This window comes from Leptothoe sp. LEGE 181152, from assembly GCF_032906605.1.
In the GTDB taxonomy this organism is placed as follows: domain Bacteria; phylum Cyanobacteriota; class Cyanobacteriia; order Phormidesmidales; family Phormidesmidaceae; genus Leptothoe; species Leptothoe turfae.
In genome coordinates, this window is the sequence record NZ_JASATU010000045.1 from 26,803 (window position 1) to 50,429 (window position 23,627).

Sequence of the window (23,627 nt, forward strand, 5' to 3'; positions counted from 1 at the left end):
TCTCCAAAGAATTCTTTAATTATTTTTTAATTGATATTCAAATATATTTGAATATCCTTGAATAAATTTACTCATTGATAATTCATCAACTAACTTCTCGTAACCATCGAAAGAGTATTTTTCTTCTGATTTAAAAAAGCTAATTATTAAACTTGAAAGACTTAGGAAATCATGTGGTGGGAAATAACGGCCGACGTCATATTTCTTAAGTAGTTCAGCTATTCCAATAACTCCGTTTGCATAAAAAAACGGTTTCCGTAAAGCAGCGGCTTCAAGTAAAGTCAATCCAAATCCATCTCTTGTAGATGCTGATAAAAACAGATCTGATTCCTTCATATAAGGATAAGGATTTTGCTTATAACCTAGAAATTGAACAAATTTATTTAATCCATGAAATTTACAGTATTCCTGTAATTCTTTTTCAAGCATACCCTCACCAACAATCCAAAGAGCAAGGTTAGGTATGGATTGCTTTGCTATTTCAAATGCTTTAATTAGAGTTAACGGATCTTTTCGTTCATTGAGGGCTCCAACGTAGCAACATACTTTGGAATTTTCTAAACGTCGTATATTTGAATCTTTAAGGCTATTATCATCACAAATATTCTGTAAATCAATTCCGTTGTAGACTACGGAAATGATGTCATGTGATATTCCTAGCTTAGATATATATTGTTCCTTGGTAGCTTGAGATGCACAGATTATGGCGTCAGCCTTCGAATATCTAGTTTTTAGCCACTCTACATAATCTATATCATTAGTTTCTGAATCTGAAATCACTCCTCCCATTCTGAAAATAAATTTTGTTTTTGGGAAAAGCTTTTTAAGTTTATTAGAAAAGAAGAAGCCAAAACGACGGCCTGCTATCAACACGATATCGGGTTTGAAAGCTAAAATTGTGTAAATAATACATAGATTACTTAGTCTTCCCGATTTGCGTATTTTAGAAATCCATCGAAAATCAAAAAGTCTAACGTGCTTCTTAATCTTTCTAATTTCTTGTGGGTCTCCTTTCACGAATAAGATGCCTGTGCTGAAGCGAGATTGTTCTAAATTATTGACGATGTCCAACATTACTTTCTTAGCCCCTCCTACTTTTGAAAACAGGTTTGGGCCAAGATATAAAATTCTTATCTTTTGCTTAGTCATAAAGTCATAGACTTACGGTTTGAGTCTGTAGTTTCCAATAATGTGCGTAGCGGCCTTTATGCTGTCTAAGAGATTCGTGTACTCCTCTTTCAACTATGCAGCCATTCTCTAGAACAATAATTTGGTCTGCATCTGTAATGGTTGATAGCCGATGAGCAACTACAATCACAGTTCGATCTTTCTGAAAGTTAGTTAGTGCCTGTTGAATTAGGCGTTCAGATTCGCTATCCAGTGCACTAGTTGCTTCATCTAAAATCAAGATCTCAGGCTGCTTCAAAATTGCTCGTGCTAGTGCTAAACGCTGTCGCTGCCCACCAGAAAGTCTATAGCCTCTTTCTCCAACAACGGTGTCATATCCGTCTGGTAGATCCATAATAAATTGATGAGCTTGTGCAGCTTTAGTAGATTTGATGACGTTCTCTACTGTTGTTGTTGGGTGCCCATAGCGTAGGTTGTCTAGAATGCTGCAATTAAAGATAAAGGTATCTTGACTGACTACGCCAATATGATGCTGCCAGATCTGTGGTGCGTACTGCTGTAGATTTTTTCCATTAACTACTATACGTCCATTACTGGGTTGATAGAGCCCAAGCAATAAATCCACAATAGAAGACTTCCCTGCCCCTGACTGACCAACTAAAGCCGTGACCTTATTCTTGGGAATAGTAAAAGTCAGGTTCTTGAGAGCAAGGGATTGGTCATTAGTATATGAAAGGCTTATGTTCTCAAGTTTAATATCTTCTTCTAAGCCTTTAAAGATGTCACCATTTTTAGAATAAAATTGCTTATCATCAAGCTTTAGAATACTGTTCAGCCGGTTTAGGCCAGCAGTATTATCTGCAAATTTAGTGAACGCGCCAGCCACGCCCTTCAACCGAATCGCCAAACGTTGCAAGCTTAGTAAGAACGTTAACAACATTGGCAATATTGCCTCAGTGGAGGCAGTAAAGCTGTATGAAATCGCAGCCAAAATAGCTAACGCAAGAATGGGTAAAACCTCCAAGATAGACTCTGGTAAAAAAACTAGTTTTGACCGTTTCTGCAAATTCTTTTGAATATCTCTTAAGAGTAAGTTAGCTGTTTCGACGGCTCGATCTTGTGTGCCGAATGTATGTAGTAGCCGCAATGCTTGAATACTCTCAGTCATATACTTGGCAGATTCTACCTGGACCGACATCAGTTGCTTGGCAGCTACAGCTATTTTAGGTACTAGAAAACGTTGTACTAAAACAATAACGAAAGCAAGAGCAACTGCAGCAAAGGCTAAAAGCGGTGATAGCTTGATTAAAACAAAAGAATAGGTGGCAGCAAAAGTCAGACTAACAATCAAGTTATTGATAGTTGTAACCTGTGTATTTACGGTACCTGGGGCACTGCTAGTAAATTTAATCAGGTCGCCAACCTTATAGCGACTAGCACAGGCAAAACTAAATGACATGATTCGTTCAAATACCTTGCCTGTTACTTGAGGCTGCACTCTAGCCGAAAAATAAGCAGCGCTCACCTTATTACAGTAGTTACTCAAACTCAGAAGCGTCTGTAGTATTACAGCAACCACTAACAACGCTAAAAACATTTGGTTTCCGTTTAACGGTACCCTGTTTAAGAGCCATACAAGTTGAGCAGAGTAGCTTTGTCTTGGCTCATCCTCCGCTAGAAAGGAAATCGCTAGATAAATAACTCCCAGCGTTGTTCCTTCTAAAACTGCGCCACATAGATTAGTAAATAAGTTAGCAGCCAATAATGGCCAATTACGTTTTGCAACCGCAATAATCAGCTGATATGCAGGAGACCGCAGTGTAGATTTAAGATTTTTCACTATGCTTAAGATAATTAGAATATGCGCAGTTCAAATTTTAGCCACAGTTTTCCTATATTCGGCCTTCGTCTAGGGTTCTGAAGGCTACGTGTGGAGGGACTGAGATCAAAGCGACCATCGAAGCCCAACTCCTAAAAAGATAAAATATTTTAATTGGTTTAGAGGCTATCAACAAACTGTTACAGCTGCTAATTACTTGATAAATTGAAACTGCTTCATGCCTTGGTAGCCAACCATACAGGCACTACGACGTGTAAACTCACCAACAGAAGGATTACCGTACGGATGAATCACGCCTTGAGCCTGCTGCCATAGCTCACGAGGGGCTACAGAAAGACTATAAGCACCACTACTTTCTCGAAATACATGATACCACTTTGTCTCTTGACAGCACTCACACCAAAACGCTTCTAACCACTCTCCTTCTAACGCTACTGTTGTTTCTTGCGCAATCAGCATTAGCGCATTCTTACGACTCACACCTTTCTGCCGTAAATGCTCCGGCTTGTCAGCATACAGTGTTCGCTTGGGGCTAACGCTGTCTAAATAACATCCATGCTCAGGACAGTAAATCTCCCGTCGCTTAGACCGTTTTCGATTACGATGACGTCTGAGGTTAGACCTTTTGCTATCAGCTTGTTGTGTTATCAATCTTTCTTGATGCATCGGATTCAACCTCCACTACTGATTTACTCAACAGGGCTATGCCAACGTTTAATTCAGTTCTAATACGAGCTTTGATTAATCTCTGACTATCTATACCGCAGGTCTCCGTAATCAACCGGGTAATTGTGATGCGTTTAGAGTAGCTTAGGCTACCTTTTTAGTCGGTTTTTGCTTTACGATTGCCATTACAGCGTAGTAATGCACCGTAAACAAAATCGACAGAAAAATCTGCCCGCCCCAAAAACCATGCCAAAATGCGAAGGACTCTTCCCCCCAATAGGCATTAGCCATGGTCATCAACATAATCCTGGGGACATTGGCAATTAGCGCCAACACAATCCCCACCAAAATAATGAGCGATGTCTTCCAAAATGATTGTTTAAAAAATAGCCCCATCAGCAAACTAGTTACCGCAGCAATACACGCCAGATCATAACCACTACAGCCCCAATCCACCCTGGCCGTACCTCCTGGTAATGAAATATCGGTCCAGTTGACAGTTGCAGCCTGCCCGATTAAATTCAGGCTAATACCACCACACCAAGCCATAAAGCGTTCCAGTATCTCAGGGGGAGTGAATGTATTCCAAACAGCTTTACCAACAGCAGTTGGCTGAGGAAATAACCCCACCGCGATTAGAAACACAGATGCTGAGTACTTTGGGAAAAAAGCGAATCCCCAAGAGCTAATGGCGATACCACATAAAATCATGACCCAAATCAATTTTTGAGACCATTCAGCAGCAGCACAAAACGGTGCAGCGCCTAGACCAACCAAAATAATTAGATGCCCTAACCATCTATCCTCACTGGAGGCCTTTAACTTAGCCAGGTGACTCCGCTGTAACCAGAGCTGATATAGCCCTAGTCCTAGTGCAGAAACCAACAACAAACTAGCTGCGCCATGGATTGTTCCTACAATAATGTCCTGTAGCCAAAAGGGCAAAAACACGATACCAACAAACAAACCTGCCATGACCAAGCGGTTATGGGTATTTCTCAAACCTTGCTGCAATAGGGTTCGTCCTACGTGCAACAGACCATTAGCATCAATTTTGGGTGTCTGCCAATTCATACTGGTTATCCTTTAGAGCGAGACAAACGAATACCACCACGACCTAACGCCAGTAGACCTGCACCAACTAATAAAAGATTGCCAATATTAGAAATTCCTGTTTTAAGAACAGTACGTTGTGCGTTTTTCTTTAAGGTGTCAGCTTGTGCCGTTAGCTGTTGAGAAAACTGAGTCAGATCGTCCAGATTAACATTCTCTGGTAAGCCCTCTGGATTAGCCTGAGCTTCCCGCAGCTGCGCTTGTAGCTGGGATTCTTGCGTACTAATATTGCTAACGGTCCGCTGACTCAAGCGCACACTGTCAACCACAGAGAGTAAACTGAGCAAAAAGAAAAGAACGCCCAAGCCCATCGACAGTTTGGATACCAATCGAACACGACTGGTGCTGTTACCCTGGCTACCATAAATAATTAATGCCAGACCAAATAACAAGATAATACTGCGGTTAGCAAACTGTTGCATTACACCAATTCGCCATTCGACTCCAAATTGTGGTGGTAATGTCAATACCAACATGTCAAAAATAAAGCCTGCCACGCAAACTAAACCGACAACACGACAAATATTTTTGACATTGTAAGAACCGTCTAATTTGCCAGGAACAGATGCAGAAACGTAAGCCATAGTTACAAACAAGCGTAAAGTGAATTTAATCTAAGCACTGGGCTTTCTCAAAGGATTTCAGTTCGTTACTTTAGTATCCGGATAGCTAAAAATATCGAAATAATTATGGTTAAAATCTTCGATCAACAGCTTTCAGAACTAGGTTGCATGCCAACAAGGTGATGAAAAAGACTAGGGGCTAAGATGCCAAAGCATAGAGCCCCTAACTAACAGGATGCGAAGACACAAGTATATAGACTCCACACTATCGAGAGTTAACCTTCATAAGGTTAGCCCTTCAATAACAGAAAATCTATGCTTGAGATTCGGCTCCTACGGTAGCCAGCTCGTTGTCCTCTTCCTGCTTTTTCTTGCGGAAGGCTGCAGTGGCCATTCCGGCTAGACCAGGGAGAACAGCAGCAGGAGTGGGTACTACCTCAATAGCACCAGAAACTACTCCAGAACCATCTACAGTTAATTGCCCAACTCCTGCAAGAGCACCAATGCCATTTATGCCAGGTGGTTCGAAGAATCCACTAAAACCAATGGAAGAAAAAGTGAACAAACTAGTAGGTAGAATTTGTGTAGCAGTCAAGCTAAAACTCTCTAAATTATAGGTTCGGCTATCGAGTAATCCACCGGTGATCCATGTAAATGGAGTAGTTTCAGCAAGAGTGTATTGGTTTCCTCCTACATTTGTTAGGGTAAGATCTGCAAAGGTGATTGGATCTCCTTCATTTCCAAAAACGGGAGAAGTTTCTGGATTGATCGAAATATTCCCCATGCTGAAAGTGAATGTTCCGTCCATGTTCTCAACCAGCGTAGGCGTACCGCTAGTTATATCAGTAGTGGTGAAACTTAGAACATCACCAACTGAAATTGCTTTAGCTGGTTCTGCGCCTAGCAGTGAACCTGCTATTACCATGGTTGTAACTGCCGTAGCAGCCCCAATTTTTCCAAAATTCATATTTCTTCTGCCTCAAGATATTGACTAAATCTCACGAGATGTAAACAATGATTGCGCTAGCTAACCCGATACCTTTTGACTGAAATCTAGTAGAGTTTGCTCAAACTTTCCTAGACATTCTTCAACATCCAATTAGCCAGATAGATCACACTGTAGTAGAACACTTAACCCCTAATTCCTAGTTGCCTAAGTACTTGGGCAACAAAGTCGGATGATTGCTAAACTCAAATTTAGGTCAGCCGACAGTGATACCCAAGACTTAGACTTCATCTTCGGCAACTTTTGCAGCTCGCCTATAGCAACAATATGCGTAAGCACTATGCAAAAATATGAGAGGTTTCACATAAGCTACTTTGATGAAAAACATCTGCGTACTGCTGCGCAATAATATCAGGGGCATAGTTTTCCTCCAGACATGCACGGGCTGCATGACCCATAGCTTGAGCCGTCTGTTCATCTCGACTCAAGTGTCGGATAAACTCCGCCAGCTTACGACCGTCGCCATTGTTAAACCAGGCCCCACAGTTACCTTCTTCTAACATCTGTCGCAAATAGGTGTGTGGTGGACACACGGCTGCAATCGGCCGACCGCTAGCTAAAGCTGAATACAGCTTGCTGGGAGCAACCAAACTTTCCATACCAGGGCTCACGCTGACCAGTGATAGATCACAGGCGGTAAGCGAATATGGCAATACTTTCTTGTCCTGATAGGGTAAAAACACAAAATTGTTTAGCCCCATGTCTTTAACCTGTTGAATTAACCCATCTCGTTTGGCACCGCTACCAATGCACACAAACCGAATCGGCTCATTCCGCAGTAGCAAGGCTGCTTCAAAGATAGTGTCAATATCGTGACAGCGACCCATATTGCCCGAGTAAAGGACAGTGAACTTGTCTACCAGACCATGTTTCTGAGCGAACCAATTATCTTTTTTAGGAATTGGCACAATTTTACGTGGATCGGCCCAGCTATGAATTACATAGGTTTTGTCTTCTACTGCTGGGCAGTGATCCACAATGCGCTGCTTCATGGCAGGGCTTAACACAATCAATCCCTGGGCATGCTGCCAAACTTGCTTGTTCAAAGCATGCCAGAGTCTAGCAATCCAGTTTTGACGAGAGACTACACCCAGTTCAATAGCAATATCTGGATAAAGATCGTATAGCAAACAAATATAGGGCATGCCTAGCAACCGATTGGCCAGATAGCCTAGAATCGGCAAAAAAGGTGGGGCCGTAGTCACTAAGACAAGATTACGACGACGACAATTTTTAATCAGATGTAAAATCGTTCGTGATGCAAAGGCTAGACCACTTAAGGCTTTACTCCGCAATCGTCCGCCCCAAAGTTTCGTGATTCGAGATCGAACAATGGTTACGTTTCCTTGTTCCTCTAACCGAGGAGCCACCGCAGTTTTATTAGAATAGGCTGGCTGACCAGAAAAGACTTTTATATCCATTCCCTGCTGCTCTAGCTGTTTAACCAACTCTTCAATGAGTTGTCCTGTCGCAGCATAATCAGGGGGAAAAAACTGAGTGATGACCGACAATTTCAGTTGAGAAGTGGAAGGACTCACTCGAATCGGTTCAGTGTTAACTGCCTTAAAAGTTCGATAGGCAACCGGCAGTTCTGCTTTTTTAAAGATACTGACCATATGCGATAGTCCTTTGCTAAAATTACAGGGAAGATAAGATTAGGGGAAAGTAAAGACGTGCTTGCAAATTTAAGGTTGTTCCTTACGCCTGCAGTCAATTGGTAGATAATGCTTAGGGCGGCAGATGTCCTTATTAGAAAACTGTGTTGCGTGGCAATCTCAGTTTGGACGCGAGGAGACTGAATTCTGAATGCATCGGCCAGTAGATTAGTTACTTGGCAAACACATTTCTCAAATCAACAACGCGGAACAACGCTAGCCTTGTTGAGCAATGCTCCAAGCTTTCCAACCCATTAGCCCAAGTAATCCAGTAGCGCTACTGATTAACATGGGGCCGCTGGGAATTCCAACAAATAGCAGTGCGAGACTGCTGGCCCACCAGGTTAGGGCGTACATTACCAACACCGTTAGTCGATGTGGCAATCCGGCATTTAACAATCGGTGATGCAAATGTCGCTTATCCGCTAAAAACGGTGAGACACCGCCGCGCAACCGAGCCAAAATCACCAGGGTCATATCACCAAGGGGAACAGCTAACACTAGCAGCGGTAATAGGATAGCTGTGACGGTTGCACTCTTGACCAAACCGGTTACTCCTATACTAGATAGCAGGAAACCAATAAAATAAGATCCGCCATCTCCCATAAAAATTTGGGCCGGATTGAAGTTAAACAACAGAAAACCGAGCAGGCTGCCAACCAGGGCAATACCAATTAATGCTGCAGCCAGCTGTCCGGTATATAAACAGATGAGAAAACTAGTAGCAGCGGCAATAATGCCGATACCAGAGGCTAACCCATCGAGTCCATCGATCCAATTGATTGCATTGACCACACCAGTCAACCAAAATACGGTCAGGGGTAGGCTTAACCAGCCCAAATGCACTAATCCAAATCCAGGCAGAGTGAGAAAATCAATGCGTACGCCCATCATCCAAACCAGGCTGGCAATGACACATTGCAGACCCAGTCGAAAAAGAGGCGATAGATTAAACAGATCGTCGGACAAACCAATGGCAAAAAAGCCAATACTGCCAAGCAATACAACCCAGTACCCAGAGAGCATGGATAATGGCAGCTGGGCTACTCCTCCTGTTATCCAAACAATAAATAGGGCGAGTAGGGTACCCAGGCAAATTGCGATTCCGCCCAGACGAACCATTGGCTGATGATGCACTTTTCGATCTGATGGCAGATCGACTCGCTGATGCTTTAGGGCAATTGTCTTAACAATTGGCGTGACTACCAACACAACCGTAAATGCGGTGACAGCAGCCAATATGTAGTATCTTATGTGTATTAACTCGATCGGGAAGAAGGAGACAGGCATAGGACTGTTATCTCCAGATTTCTTTACAGGGCAGAGTGGCAGACTCACCCGATCGTTTTTGGGGACATTTCTTTCAATATCATTGCCAGAGACATCATGCTTATGCAGATGTCTCTTAATCCCAACGCATTAAGGGAGAGCAACAGAGGCAGTTAAATATCGGCAAGATAGTTAGTATGTAGTCACCTATCCAACAGATAATGCCTTCTAATATTTTTTTAGCTATCTGAAAAGTGTTCGCTAGGTACTACATTGACACATCCAGATACTTTTAATTTGGATTTTGAGTTTTCCCAAAGAAGTCTTTATCATCAATGATATTTGATTTACATCTGATTCATAAAATAGTTCGAATATACTTCTAGATGTCTTATTTAAAGAGCAGTTGGCAGATTTACCCAATCATCTTTTCCATCTAAACCCTCTTAATGGAGACACCATTATCCAAAGGAATGTCTTTGATGTGCCACAAGAGGATAGCAAAAGTTTGAAACTTACGTATACCTACTTAAGTCGAAAATGTTTCTCAACAAATTGTTGAACTATTTCATAGGTCATTTCATTCGGCTAGGAAACCCCAATTAGACAGAAAATTAGAATCCTGAGAGATTTGACTTCTGATTTATGATGCCTATCTTCAAAAGCAATTTTCAGCCTGAGTTTATTCCTATCTAACAAGTAGGTATTAGATATTACATTGGCATATCTTGATTCTTTTTTGTCTGGACTGTAGGTTTTCCCAAGTAAGTCTTCATATCAAAAGTTTTTGATTTACATCTGATTCATCAAATACCTCAGACACAATCAGGAAATTTACGGATAAATAAGCTATCTGGCGTATACGGAGTCAACAATATCTAACATGCGGTATCAACTGATAGAAGGCGTAGCAAAAAGCCTGCTGCAGAAAGCAGCGCATCACCAATTTTTGTCATCTGGCAGTAATGATTTAAAGACCTTAACAATTAGATGACACTTAACAATCTAAGCTGCTGTACAAAATTTTGATATGTGCGGTTTTACCGTCAGTGAGCATCCTGATCTGACAGGCTGTGATGTGTACAACGAATAGGAGTGCGTAGCCGTGCCAGTTTATACATCAGATAGATGTTCTAACTATCGACTATTCAAGCTACAGCTGCGCTCAATGACTATTGGCTTTAGATGACAGGGAAGCATCTAATACTCTTGGACTCTGTCTTTAGATCACATCGCTTTAACCAGTGGCTTCACTTTACCAGGCCACTTAAATAGAAGACGACCTTACTAATAAAGTTTATAGATGGTGCCTCCTATGCGTTTATTACCATTACTAACGTTAAGTATTGCTCCCTGTGGTGTATTGGGCTGGTATGGGACGCAAAAGCTGATGGCTGAACCCATAAAAAGTACTGAACCAGATGCCCCTCCAATAAAGACGGCTGACTCTCAAACAGCTGAGCCTTTTATTGAACAGCAGCCATCGACCGATGTAAGACCTTGGGCATCAATCAATCAACCTAAATTTTCTTCTCCATCTAAGTCTTCTCTATCTAAGAATGCTGTAGTAGAGGTGCCAGGCACTACTCCAGTTACTCAGCAAACTGTCCAGGGAAGTTTTTCGCTGTCGATAGCAACGAACCCTCCAGTCCCCGTCAGGATTGATCGCAACCAAATCAGGCAGGTAGTGTCTGAGTCAACTCAAAGTGCATTGGCTGCACTTTCCCTCGGGCCGTCTGCATCTCCAGAGGTAGCTGTCATAACACCTGAGATTGCTGTAGCACCCGCACTGGCTGAGATAATAACTGCAGAAGTGACTAACCCGGTACAGGCAGACGAGATATCCGAAGAGACGGCTACAACTGCCAATCCAGAAGTTACAGCACAGCCCCAGACAGACGAGACATCTTCAGAGGTTAAAACGGCTGTCTCTGAACAACCGTTCATGGCTGTTGCTAATTCAGAAGTTATTACACAGCCTCAGCTTGAACAGCCAACTGCTCAGTCGTCTGACAATTCATCCACCGAGCAGCTGGAAATCGAGCAGTCGGAAGAACTTTATCCTGATCTGATGCAATCTTCTCTAGACCAGTCTGTAATCTCGGCATCTGAGACTCCACTATTAGATAGTACAGCAGCAGAAATTCCTGACACGGAGATCGCAGAAACTGAAATCTCTGAATCCCTGATAACACTTCCTTTTGTTGATGCCGATGCCACTCTGCCTACTCTGACCTTTGGTCGGGAGGCATCCCATATTGTTGCCCAACAGACCAGTACTCCTGCCCTGAGCCCTTTCGTAAATGAGAACTACATTCTAGGTCCGGGAGACGTTATTTCAGTCAATGTATTTAATGTCCCAGACTACAGCGGTCAGCATAGCATTGCAGCGGATGGCTCAATCACGTTACCGCAGTTGGGACGGGTTCTGGTCCACAGCATGACCCTACAGCAGGCCAGCGATGAGATTGCAGCCCGTTATGAATTTACGTTGGAATCTCCCATGATCTCAGTTCAGGTTGTGCAACAACGCCCTGTGCAGGTTGCGATCGCAGGGGAAGTCATCCAACCCGGACTGTATACCGTATCGCCCGAGGGTACGCCTTATCCCCGTTTGTTCACAGCGCTTCAGCAAGCTGGCGGATTAACCCAAGCGGCTGATATTAAGCAGGTTGAAGTCCGACGTCGCACCGCCAATGGTGGACAAACCACGCTTCGTGTCGATCTGTTCGCACTACTGAATAACGGCGACATTAGTCAGAATATTTTCCTGCAGGATGGCGATACTATTATGATCCCATCTGCTACAGCTGTTGATATGGCTGCCCTGGATCAGCTATCAGCCTCAAATTTACGCAACAACGCCGGTCAGCCTATCGATATCGCTATTGTTGGAGAAGTGAATCAGCCTGGTCCCTATCGATTAGGCGTTGAAGGTGGCCGCACCACGGTTGTACAAGCCCTGCAGCAGGCCGGGGGGATTACCCCATCCGCCAATTTACGAGATGTTCAACTGCGACGCAAAACCCGTCAAGGTGACGATCAGTTCTTTGAAGTAAATCTATGGGAACTTCTCCAAACTGGTGACCTTAGTCAAGACTTGGTACTGCAACAGGGAGATACCTTAGTTGTCCCTACTGCGCCAGACACTCCAATTGCTGAGTTAACTGCCTTTACTGCCTCTACACTTTCAACAGGCACCATTGAAGTCAATGTGCTGGGTGAAGTTGAAAGTCCAGGCGCTCAGCAGGTTCGTGCTAATACTTCTCTTAATCAGGCTATTTTAAGTGCGGGAGGACTAAACCGAAGAACTCGCGGCAAGGTTACCCTGATTAGATTTAATCCTGACGGTACCGTTAGTCAGCAACCGATAAAAGTCGATCTATCCCAAGAAATCAACGAGGAAACCAATCCTATCCTACGCCCTAATGATGTGATTTTAGTGGGTCGATCGGCGAGAGCCGCCTTTGAGGACACATTTAATGACCTATCTGGCACCTTGAATTTATTGTTGCCTCTCCTATTGCTAGGGCTGTAACCTATGGTGCCAAGCATTTCTCTGTAGCTTTCTTCCTGTTCCCCCAGCCGCCGCAATAATACCCATTTGCCCCTGATACACTGACCTATCTCTTCCTCAAATGCTATGCCTGGTTCTCTACCCGAGATGTCCCTCGTAAGGTCTCACCAAAACGGTCATTCTCTAGTACCACCAAGTCCTATGGCAACGCCCACTGCATCTGATCAAAATCAGGGAGGCGGTGGGCAGTGGATAGGTCTAATCCGGCGACGTGCCCTTGTGATTATCACTGTTGCCACAGCCTTTTTTGGTTACTCAGCCTGGTCTGCTCTCCAGCAACAAACCAAATACGCTGGGAGTTTTCAGATTTTAGTGGAGCCCGTCAATGCGGACAATGCCAGCCTGGCAGATCCAACCGGCCAAAGTCAGGGGGCAGGGGGCTTAGACTATCCTACCCAAATTGCCATTCTCAAAAGTCCAGAACTCTTAGGTGAAGTCGCAGAATCCCTACAGCCTGCCTATCCAGGTGTAAGCTACGGGGCTCTCAGCGGTGGCATCAATGTTTCTCGAGTTGGGAATACCAAAATGCTGCAGATTACCTACCAAAGTGGTAATGCTGCTCAAACCCAGGCCGTCCTGGATGCATTGGCAGATAGCTATTTGCAATACAGTCTTAATGAGCGACAAACTTATTTACGTCAGGGTTTAAAGTTTGTTGAGGAACAGATTGATACCCAGCAGCAGCAGGTTGATCAGCTTCAGGATCAGTTAGAAGGCTTCCAGGAGCAAAATAGCTTTACAGATCCTGCAACTCGCTCAGCTCAGCTCTTAGACCAGAAGGTTGCCTTAGAGCAAAAACAGCAAGAACTGGAGCAACAGTTAGTGGCTGTTCGAGCTCAGATGTCGACTCTGCAACAGGACGATGGTATACAGGTGGCCCTAGAACAGTCATCAGCTTACCAAGGCTTGTTAAATCAAATGCAGGAGATTGAGGCTCAAATTGCGGTCGAGCTAACCTGGTTTCGTCCCAATAACCCAGCCATTCAGACTCTAGAGAAGCAGCGGGATAATCTCTTACCTCTTCTACAACAGCAGGCAGAGCAGTTTTTGGATACGCGCTTAGCAGAAGGTACAATTCAAACCCAGGCTCTAGAGACTCAGCTGAGCGCGATCAAGACGGCTCAGACTAGGTTGACAGAACAATTGCAAACGATCCCTGCCTTAACTCGACAGTATGGCAACTTTGAAAAAGAGTTAGAGATTACGTCAAATAGTCTGAATGCTTTTCTACAAACCCGCCAGGAGCTTCAAGTTGAAGCCGCTCAACAGGAAATTCCCTGGGAGTTGGTAAGTGCTCCAGGTAGCTACCCAATTAATCCAGATGTTGGTGGCGATTTGATGAAGGGACTCTTTATGGGACTCGCCCTTGGTGTGGGAGCAGCATTCTTGCTGGAGAAGCTTGATAGAACTTACCACACAGCTGATGGCCTTCAGCGACAAATTCCCCTACCTTTGCTAGGTGTACTTCCCTTTAATCAACAGCTCTTCCTTAACCAGAGTCTGGGAGGTAAAGGACAACGCAAAAAACGTAAACTGCTTAGTCAGCTAAGACTTTGGGCGATCAAAACCGGTGCGAAGATATCCAGATCGAGAAGTGCGATCGCACTTTCCTTACTAGATGAATACGATAGCTCCGCCGAATTTTTAGAGTCTCTGCAAGTTATCCACACAAATTTGCAGATGAGCCACCCATCCGAGCCAGTTAAGTTTCTAGCCATTAGCTCTGCCACCCTGGGCGATGGCAAAACAACACTGGCGCTAAACTTGGCCCAAACTGCTGTTACGATGGGTCAGCGAGTGTTGCTAGTTGATGCCGCTTTGCGGCAACCACAGCTGCATGAGGTCTTAAGTCTTTCCAATGATATCGGTCTTAGTAGTTTACTAACCGAAAATATTGGACCGACCCGGGGAATTCAGCAAGTCTATCCTGACGAGAAACTCTATGTATTGACGGCAGGACCAGTTGTTGAAAATCCAGCCAGCATACTAGCTTCTAATAAGATGAATCACCTTCTCTCCCATTATGGAGAGTTCTTCGACCTGGTGATTGTAGATACTCCACCTGTGTTAGGGCTGGCAGATACGTCTATCATCAGTCGCTACATGGATGGCTTAGCCCTGGTTGTTCGATTGGATCAAACTAACCAGGAACTTTTAAATCAAGCTATCAAATCCTTACAAGCCTATCCCACACCTGTGTTAGGTATGGTTGCGAATGGGCAAAAGGGATATAATCCTGCCTTCCGCGAGGCTGCACTTAGTTCCTCAATCCCACTCGATAGTAGGTAGTTCCAATTAGCTATCAGATGTCGAGATCCCCAAGCCCTCAATTCTGGGGGAGGCTAGGCTCAAGGCCCCCAAAAATTGAGGGCTTGGGGCAGATTTTCACAAGTTAAACGGTTTGTTCACATCTTACAAAGGCTTGAACTGACTGACTGACCCGATCAATGTAGTGCTCAAACAACACACGTTACTCTAATTGAAGATAATACTAACGTCTATAAGAGGACTCTTTTGGCGGCTCCCTAAGCTCTATGTAGATCATCGAAAACCGCCCAAAGCTCAGACTTGATCAAAGTCCTCTTTATACGCTAGTCATTATGGTGTCTTCTAATGCACCTGTAATTGGGTTGGTTACGCTCGCTCCAAAAAGCATATCCCCATTGTTTAGACCAGTATTATTCACACTCATTGCCGATGTGTTACTACCCAGCTGAATAATCTCAATGCCATTGACCAGAGGGTTTTCAATTTCATGGAGAAAGTCAATATTAAGAGTGCCATCAGTGACCTCGACCACATTGCTCAGCATACCGCCAACCCTATGACCAAACTGACTAGACAGGTCAAGATTGTCAAGATTGGTAAGGATGTCACCTTCGATGGCGACATCAAAGACCCGCTGTCCTGGCGCGCTGGTGCCATTGAAACCGTTACCTAGGTACAACCGCACCTCATAGAGTCCAGAGACAGGGGTATTAAACGCCCACTGCATTTCGGATCCTCCCGAAGCATCCCATCGCTCAGTATCGAATATCGTTCCTGGGGTAGTTGCAGGAACTGAAGCACCGGGAGCAACAGCTGGGAATGCAGCTGTATTATTGCTACCCGGCAAGAGAAACGGACTGGTATTGGCACTCGTGTCAGCGGACCAGTCAGGGCCACCATCGATGGCGGTAATCGCTCCCCCGCCTGCATTGACCCGATATAGAATCGTAGAGGCTGAGTCATCATCGGTGATGGTAATGGTTGCAGATGATGAAGCACCAATGATTGCGTTCGAGCTAACGCCCGTAATGTTAACTGTAAACGCTTCACTCGTCTCTTGAAGAGTATCTTGCAGAATATCAATGGGAATGGTGACGTCAGATGAGCTCCCGGCAATGGTTACAATATCGGTGTAGACACCTGTTTGTGAATCAAAGGTGGCACTGGTCGATACATAGTCATAATCGCCATTGGTGCCTGGTGTTGCTGTATCAGGAACAATTTCGAAGGAGATGTTAACTGTTTCATTGCTGGGCACTGTCACATCCGTTGCTAGAGAAATTTGGATCTGACCCCCATTTTCATTGATAGTTTGAGAACCACTGACGATTGAAACAGCCGGATTACCTGGGACCGCATCAAATTTTAGATAAATGGGCTGTGTAACCGGCCCTAGCGGTAAGTTGTCATTCGCAGGGTCAATGACGCTAGCAACAAAGCCAAGAGGCAACTGGTCCTCTCCCGCGAAGTTATAACTCGATACTCCAGAGAAATCAAACTGTCCAGAAATATCCTGGTCTGCACCAGTCAAGAGGATATCGACCGTCTGAAACTCCACAGCGTTGTTGGCGGGGAAATCAGAAGCAGCCAGGTCTGCCAGTTGCTGGTCGAGTTGGGCCCCAAACATTCCAGTGAAATTGTTTGTGACGGGTTGAATAAAGCCTTTGGTTAGGACAATTCTTGCAGTCTGCCCGGCAGGACCATTGACAATTACATTGGGGCCAGCTGCATTGTAAGTGCCGATATCACCTGCACTGAGACCGTTAACCGTCAGTGAAACATTGAGGTTTTGAGGGTCTTGAGTTGCTAAACCCTTAGCACCAGCTTGATTGTTATTCCCTTGAAGTTGGCCACTAGCGGTACTGCCATCGGTAAAAGTGACGGTGAAAGTTGAGCCAATTAGCTCGGCACCGGAGACGCCGCCAACATCCCATGATGGATTTGAACCAGCATCAAGAGGAGCTTTTGCAGCGCCAGCGATGGAATTTGGATCCATGTCTACGGAAAATCCGACGGTCTCACCGGGTTCAAAGCCATTATTACTAGTCTCATCAAAGAATAGTTGGATAGCTTCAAATCCTGCTGTACCACCGGCACCAAGATAGGTTTGATTATTAGGATCGTTGGGGTTGTTATTGGGGGCAATAACACCGGTTCCGCCGGAGGTATTTATGGTTAAACCTTTTGATGCTGTATCCCCAGCTAAACCAAATGGGTCAAAGACACTATCTGGATAGAGCGCATTAGTAACATCAAGCTCAACGCTCTCTATAGCCTTTTCACCGGTATTCGTCAGTTGAAAAGAGTTATTGCCAAAGTTTGAGATTTGAACATTATTACTATTTACGGTTACTGTGAGGACTGCTTCTCCTACCTGTTGAGTGCTCTCATCTTCGGTAACAGTTGCAGTGGCTGTGGTATTGCCAAGATTAGCAACATCTCCACCAACGGTGATGGCTGTTAGGGTCACATTGACAGTTTCAGAGCCATTGTCCAAGTCATCATTGGGGATATCTACAGTAATTGACCCATCAGATGTGCCCAATGCCTGGGTTAGACCTGTAGTCAGTAAGCCGTTAATCTCAACTGAATACTCAACGGTGACATCACTTGAGGGTGGCGTGTTAAAGGTGACCGGGAAGAGTAATGTGGTTACTCCAGTATCGCCAGTTTCTTGAACAGAACTAGGCGATGGTGCAGCAATCGATAGCACTGCCCCTGACTCAATCACATCACTCACCGTGATACTAAGGGTTTGGGTTGTTGCTAGAGTGCCAGAGTCAGTGACCGTAACATCCACTTCATAGACGTTGTCACTGTTGGCATCGCCAGGATTTTCAAAGTCTGGGGCTGTAATAAAGCTCAAAGCTCCTGTGGCATCAATGGAGAATAGTGCGGCATCAGCACCACCACTGAGACTGTAGGTTAGCCCATTGCCTTCGCTATCGATATCATCGGTGGCATTGATGTTCAGTATTGCCGTCTGATTTTCATCAACGCTGACTGATGCAGGAGTTTTTATGGTCGGTGGGGTATTGCTTGGAGCTCCATCATTCAACTGAATAATCTCAATGCCATTGACCAAGGGGTTTTCAATTTCACGAAGAAAGTCAATATTGAGAGTGCCATCGGTGACCTCGACCACATTGCTCAGCATACCGCCAACCCTATGACCGAACTGGTCAGACAGATCAATATCGTTAAGGTTGACTGGTGTGTTGCCTTCGATGGCGACATCAAAGACCCGCTGTCCTGGCGCGCTGGTGCCATTGAAACCGTTACCTAGGTACAGCCGAACCTCATAGAACCCAGAGACAGGGGTATTAAACGCCCACTGCATTTCGGATCCTCCCGAAGCATCCCATCGCTCAGTATCGAATATCGTTCCTGGGGTAGTGGCAGGAACTGAACCACCTGGGTCAACGACTGAGAATGTGGCTGTATTATTACTGCCCGGCAAGAGAAACGGACTGGTATTGGTGCTGGTGTCAGCAGACCAGTCAAGGCCACCATCGATGGCGGCAATCGCTCCCCCACCTGCATTGACCCGATACAAAACTGTGGAAGATGTGCTCTCATCTTCGGTAACGGTTGCAGTGGCTGTGGTATTGCCAAGGTTGGCAACATCTCCACCAACGGTGATGGCTGTTAGGGTCACATTGACAGTTTCAGGGCCATTGTCCAAGTCATCATTGGGGATATCTACAGTAATTGACCCATCAGATGCTCCCAGTGCCTGGGTTAGACCTGTAGTCAGTGAGCCATTAATCTCAACTGAATACTCAACAGTGACATCACTTGAGGGTGGCGTATTAAAGGTGACCGGGAAGAGTAATGTGGTCACTCCAGTATCGCCAGTTTCTTGAACAGAACTAGGTGATGGTGCAGCAATCGATAGCACTGTCCCTGACTCAATCACATCACTCACGGTAATGCTAAGGGTTTGGGTGGTCGACAGAGTGCCAGAGTCAGTGACCGTAACATCTACCTCATAGATATTGTCACTGTTGGCATCGCCAGGATTTTCAAAGTCTGGGGCTGTAATAAAGCTCAAAGCTCCTGTGGCATCAATGGAGAATAGTGCGGCATCAGCATCACCACTGAGACTGTAGGTTAGCCCATTGCCTTCGCTATCAACATCATCGGTGGCATTGATGTCCAGTATTGCCGTCTGATTTTCATCAACGCTGACTGATGCAGGAGTTGTTATGGTCGGTGGGGTATTGCTGGGGAGACTACCCTCCAACTGAATAATCTCAATGCCATTGACCAGGGGATTTTCAATTCCATGAAGAAAGTCAATATTGAGAGTGCCATCGGTGACCTCGACCACATTGCTCAGCATGCCGCCAACCTTATGACCGAACTGGTCAGACAGATCAATATCGTCAAGATTGACTGGTGTGTTGCCTTCAATGGCGACATCAAAAACCCGCTGTCCCGGCGCGCTGGTGCCATTGAAACCGTTACCTAGGTACAGCCGAACCTCATAGACCCCAGAGTCAGGGGTATTAAACGCCCACTGCATTTCGGATCCTCCCGAAGCATCCCATCGCTCAGTATCGAATATCGTTCCTGGGGTAGTGGCAGGAACTGAACCACCTGGGTCAACGACTGAGAATGTGGCTGTATTATTACTGCCCGGCAAGAGAAATGGGCTGGTATTGGCGCTGGTGTCAGCAGACCAGTCAGGGCCACCATCAATGGCGGCAATCGCTCCCCCACCTGCATTGACCCGATACAAAACTGTGGAAGATGTATCCTCAGCTGCAGTAATCTCGATATCGCCGAAGATAGCCTGGAAGGTATTAGCCACGGTTTGGCCATTATTAGAGGAAAATAGACCGACTGCCAGACCAGTACTTTGGCCTGCAACCGTATAGTCTCCTCTGATGGCATCAAGAACGGCTGTTCCACTTAAGCTAATAGGGGTACCACTGACCGTTGTATTTCCACTATTCGTCTCATAGGTAATAGTCGGAGTAGCTGTTTCTGCTGATGGATCTACCAACAATTCAATAAAGATTTGCTTGTTGTCCGTTACTGCCACACTAAACAGGTCATCAGCCTGGATAAAGGTATTGGCTTGAATAACATCACCGTCCTCTAGTGAAACTTCAATTTCACCAGAAGGACTCTGAATAGCGACCACCTTCAGAAAATTGCTTTGATCGCCTGTACCAATATAGCCACCAAGCTGCTGAAGGCTTCCGGTAAAGGCATCTCCTGGATTAAACAGGTTCCACTTAATTGTAAACGCCTCAACAGTGGGTGCGATAGTTACACCTGTATGAAATAAGTACTCTCCATTATTAGGGGCTACAGTGGGATCTCCATTTGAGACATTCTCAATGACAGTTGTCCCACCAGCAGCAGCAGTAATAAACTTGACATTATCAAGCTTAATGTTCTGATCAGGCAGGTTGGACGGTTCCTGGAAAAACACCTCAAAATCAGTAGTGCCATCGATCATTACCCCCGTCAAACCACCGCCATATCCATCTGGTCCAGGTCGATTATTGTCCTGGTTTGCATCAAAGTCCCATAACAAGGTTTGACCTGGAAAGAGTGTTACGGAAGTGCCATTACTGCTATCTCGAATAAAGGGATCATTGATGTTTAAAATACCGTCATTATCAGCATCTGTAGGATTGGACAAAACAACATCTGATGGTGAAAATACGCTAATCAGGTCACTTCCAAATTCAGCGACCCAAACGCTTCCATCTGGCCCAGTTGTAACATCAAGGGGTAGAGCTAGACCGCTCAGACCATTAATTGTCTCGTAGGTGGCGGCGGTTCCATCTGCATTCAAATCTAAACGCCCAACGTTGCCGTTGAACTGGGCAACCAGAAGATCTCCCTGAAGTTCACCATTAAATGCATCGGCGGTATACTCCACAAGGCCGTTGCTAGATGACCCGATATTGACTAATGATTTACTCTGTGGACTGTTGTTTCCGACGCGGATACCGCTTTCGGAAAGGCGAGCCGGATTGCTGGTGAATTTACTTGGGTCGATGATGAAACCACTTTGGATATTGACACTATCAGGTACTAAGTCAGACAGCTTAGAGACATTGTTAGGAGTGATGTTGGTATCAGGATTTCCACTGTCGTCATAGACCGTCCAAGCCAGGTCTTGACTAGAGCGTGCTGGATTAGGATGACTATAATAGTCACCATCCTCAATTAGGAAAAGGGGCTCTGGATCGCCGAAACCACCATTATTCGGCTGATTTGTTGCCTCACCATTGGCATCGAGAATAGGATTACCACCCAGGTTGCCATTGGAGCCGTTATCAAGTGTGTATAGTTTTCCAGCTTTAGTGAGCACCAAATCATAGTGGTTACGGAAGCCATCAGCGTAAATACGCAATGGAGCATCAGATGGCAGAATTGCCATATTAAACCCGTCATTACCGCCCCAGGGGCCAGCCACATCCAAACCATTGGCATTTTCTCTAACACCGTCATTGGCAACAGATGGATCATCTAGGGTTGGCAAATCGTATATATATTGCCGTGGTTGGCCGTTTTGTCCCGCTGTAGGGTCAGTTAGAATCGTGCGACTATTAATATCGTTGAGATCAATCTCAAGCACCGTACCAGACAGTGCATATTCTCCTGTGTATGAGAAAAACTTAGATGGCGCACCGTTGTTTGTGTTCCCACCAACTGTGAGATAAAGCTTAGTGCCATCGGCACTAAACACCATGCCATTGTTGGAATGATTTTCTTCTGAACGTGGCAAGCCACGGATGATGTCTACGGCATCCCATTCATTTCCTGTCCAGGTTACGCGCGTAACAACTCCTGAATTAGTATCAAGATTTACATCTCCATTTGTCGAGATGCGTGGATCGCTTGAAGAAACGTATAGTACCGGATTTGATGCTGTGCCAGCAACCAAAATACCGGTTACCTGACGATTGCTTGCACTGCTAAGCGTTCCATCGTCGTTGTGATTTTGAATAGACTTAACAACCCCACTGCCATTGGGCAGGAGTAGTTCTTCATGAGCTGTTGCGATATATTCACCATCTTGAATTGCCACTGTGAAGGCATTAATTGCTCCATTTTGTTCGGACACATACAGCCGTCCATCAGGGCCAAATTGCAGTGATGTTGGGTTAGAAAGAACATTTTGGCCACCGTTGACACCGCCAAAGGCACCAGCATTATTAAAGTTAATAACCATAGATAATTCTAGTCAAATGTTACAGGGAAAATCTCTAGCTAAAACAATGCAGCGAAGATTTAGCCGATGTTATAAGAGCGCTCCACATCGGTTAATTTAGACCAGGTATTTAATTACGATGAAACACCTTTTACTTCGCTCAAGGCCCCCCTTAAGAGTCTCGATAAACTACTCATTTATGTATGAGTAATGCGAAAAATATTTAACGAGACGCTATCAAACACAAAGCATAAACGCTTAGTGCTGTTTGGGATTTATTTTTATCTTCCATCAAAAAAAGTGAAAGATTAAACTAATATGGGAACTAAAGAGATAAATAGATCAGTGATCTTACGACCGCTGCCTACATATAACTAGGTCTAGAATCTTATATAAATCATCTCTTATACAGTTAAAATTCACTCCAAGAGAATCTATATCAAGCAGTAGACTATACCCCAGCAAAAGTTTATTTCACTATCTTGGCGGTTGAAAAAAGCTTCTGACTTTGTCAATCGTCCAGATAACAACAATGACAAAACAAACTTGATCGCCTAAGTTCACCATGTTATTTCAACCTCTCACTCAAGCAGCGTGTAGGAATAATCAAATAACACGGAAAAAACGAATGCGGCTCAAATTTGAAATTAGGAGACAGAATCTGAAAGTTTTTCAGCCTATGGCCTCCGATTTTCAGTAACTTTATAACTTTTTTCAATAGATGAAGAGAGTGCAAAATTTAAAATGAGAACACCTTGATAGACTAAGTTTAGCCACCGAGGTAGAAACGGTAGAAATCAATCAACGCGAGGTAAATACTACCTTGTGAAATATAGAGAAACCATACCGTAGCTGGAAAAACTACATTGCAAAATGGCTATCAACTGATTTCGATAATTTCCTATTCTATTTTGAAAATGGCACTACCCTGTAGGCCCCCTTACAACTACCAGATTGTGATCTCTGATAGTCTGAACCTCTAAAAACAAATCCCCCGCTCGCAAAAGGATTCAAATAAATAGAATTTCCTTGTGCTTACGCATATATTAACTTGATTTAATCTATGATCTAAGTGAAAATCATCATTTTCATTTTTTCGAAATCTAAATTTTATCGGAGCTTTAACAAGCTTTTGGTCAGCCTCTTATCTGATACTGACTAGTATCGAGGCAATTGCTGGGTTATGCTGATTACAACTCATTTTGAAATTACCCTTGGATAAGCTGTAGCAGCTGCCCAGGGCTATTTCATTCTAAAAAGAGATTTTAGTAAACTGAGCCCATGCCCAGCTTTGCGTTGAGCTTGAGCCATGTTGTCGAAGCCATAGTCACGGTAGAGATTAAGCGCCAGATTCCGGGCTAA

The 23,627-nt window shown here is 44.5% G+C and carries 11 protein-coding genes; 2 read left to right on the top strand and 9 right to left on the bottom strand.

What is annotated here, in order from left to right; genetic code table 11:
* Positions 1-15: 15 nt before the first annotated feature.
* The 8 genes from QGP82_RS22110 to QGP82_RS22145 form a co-directional block, all read right to left on the bottom strand.
* Complete coding sequence (locus QGP82_RS22110; protein WP_499061042.1) at positions 16-1,149, bottom strand: glycosyltransferase; 1,134 nt, start codon at positions 1,147-1,149, stop codon at positions 16-18.
* A gap of 4 nt (positions 1,150-1,153) precedes the next feature.
* On the bottom strand, positions 1,154-2,968 hold the full coding sequence (locus tag QGP82_RS22115) for an ABC transporter ATP-binding protein (RefSeq protein WP_499061044.1): 1,815 nt from the start codon (positions 2,966-2,968) through the stop codon (positions 1,154-1,156).
* Between the two features lie 192 nt (positions 2,969-3,160).
* A complete protein-coding gene (locus QGP82_RS22120) occupies positions 3,161-3,634 on the bottom strand; it encodes a hypothetical protein (protein ID WP_499061045.1) in 474 nt (157 codons plus the stop codon).
* Between the two features lie 144 nt (positions 3,635-3,778).
* The gene (gene crtC / locus QGP82_RS22125; protein ID WP_499061046.1) at positions 3,779-4,708 is read right to left on the bottom strand and encodes a cyanoexosortase C; all 930 of its coding nucleotides are present in this window, start codon (positions 4,706-4,708) and stop codon (positions 3,779-3,781) included.
* 5 nt (positions 4,709-4,713) lie between these two features.
* Positions 4,714-5,331 (bottom strand): HpsJ-like protein, cyanoexosortase C-associated, encoded by a 618-nt coding sequence (hpsJ-C, locus tag QGP82_RS22130; RefSeq protein WP_499061047.1) that lies wholly within the window; start codon positions 5,329-5,331, stop codon positions 4,714-4,716.
* A 292-nt stretch (positions 5,332-5,623) separates the two neighbouring features.
* Entirely contained in the window at positions 5,624-6,277 is a 654-nt protein-coding gene (locus QGP82_RS22135; RefSeq protein ID WP_499061048.1) for a PTPA-CTERM sorting domain-containing protein, read from the bottom strand.
* A 317-nt stretch (positions 6,278-6,594) separates the two neighbouring features.
* Positions 6,595-7,932, bottom strand: coding sequence for a glycosyltransferase family 4 protein (locus QGP82_RS22140; protein WP_499061049.1), 1,338 nt, complete (start codon positions 7,930-7,932; stop codon positions 6,595-6,597).
* A 255-nt stretch (positions 7,933-8,187) separates the two neighbouring features.
* Positions 8,188-9,261: a glycosyltransferase family 4 protein gene (locus QGP82_RS22145; protein ID WP_499061050.1), complete on the bottom strand. Its 1,074-nt coding sequence runs from the start codon at positions 9,259-9,261 to the stop codon at positions 8,188-8,190.
* A gap of 1,294 nt (positions 9,262-10,555) precedes the next feature.
* Between QGP82_RS22145 and QGP82_RS22150 the strand changes: the two genes are divergently transcribed.
* Both QGP82_RS22150 and QGP82_RS22155 read left to right on the top strand, forming a co-directional pair.
* Positions 10,556-12,778 (top strand): polysaccharide biosynthesis/export family protein, encoded by a 2,223-nt coding sequence (locus QGP82_RS22150; protein ID WP_499061052.1) that lies wholly within the window; start codon positions 10,556-10,558, stop codon positions 12,776-12,778.
* Between the two features lie 180 nt (positions 12,779-12,958).
* On the top strand, positions 12,959-15,106 hold the full coding sequence (locus tag QGP82_RS22155; RefSeq protein ID WP_499061053.1) for a GumC family protein: 2,148 nt from the start codon (positions 12,959-12,961) through the stop codon (positions 15,104-15,106).
* Between the two features lie 295 nt (positions 15,107-15,401).
* Here QGP82_RS22155 and QGP82_RS22160 read toward each other — a convergent pair whose 3' ends face one another.
* Positions 15,402-22,286 carry a malectin domain-containing carbohydrate-binding protein gene (locus QGP82_RS22160; RefSeq protein WP_499061054.1) on the bottom strand — a complete coding sequence of 2,295 codons (6,885 nt, stop codon included), beginning with the start codon at positions 22,284-22,286 and terminating at the stop codon, positions 15,402-15,404.
* Between the last annotated feature and the right edge of the window lie 1,341 nt (positions 22,287-23,627).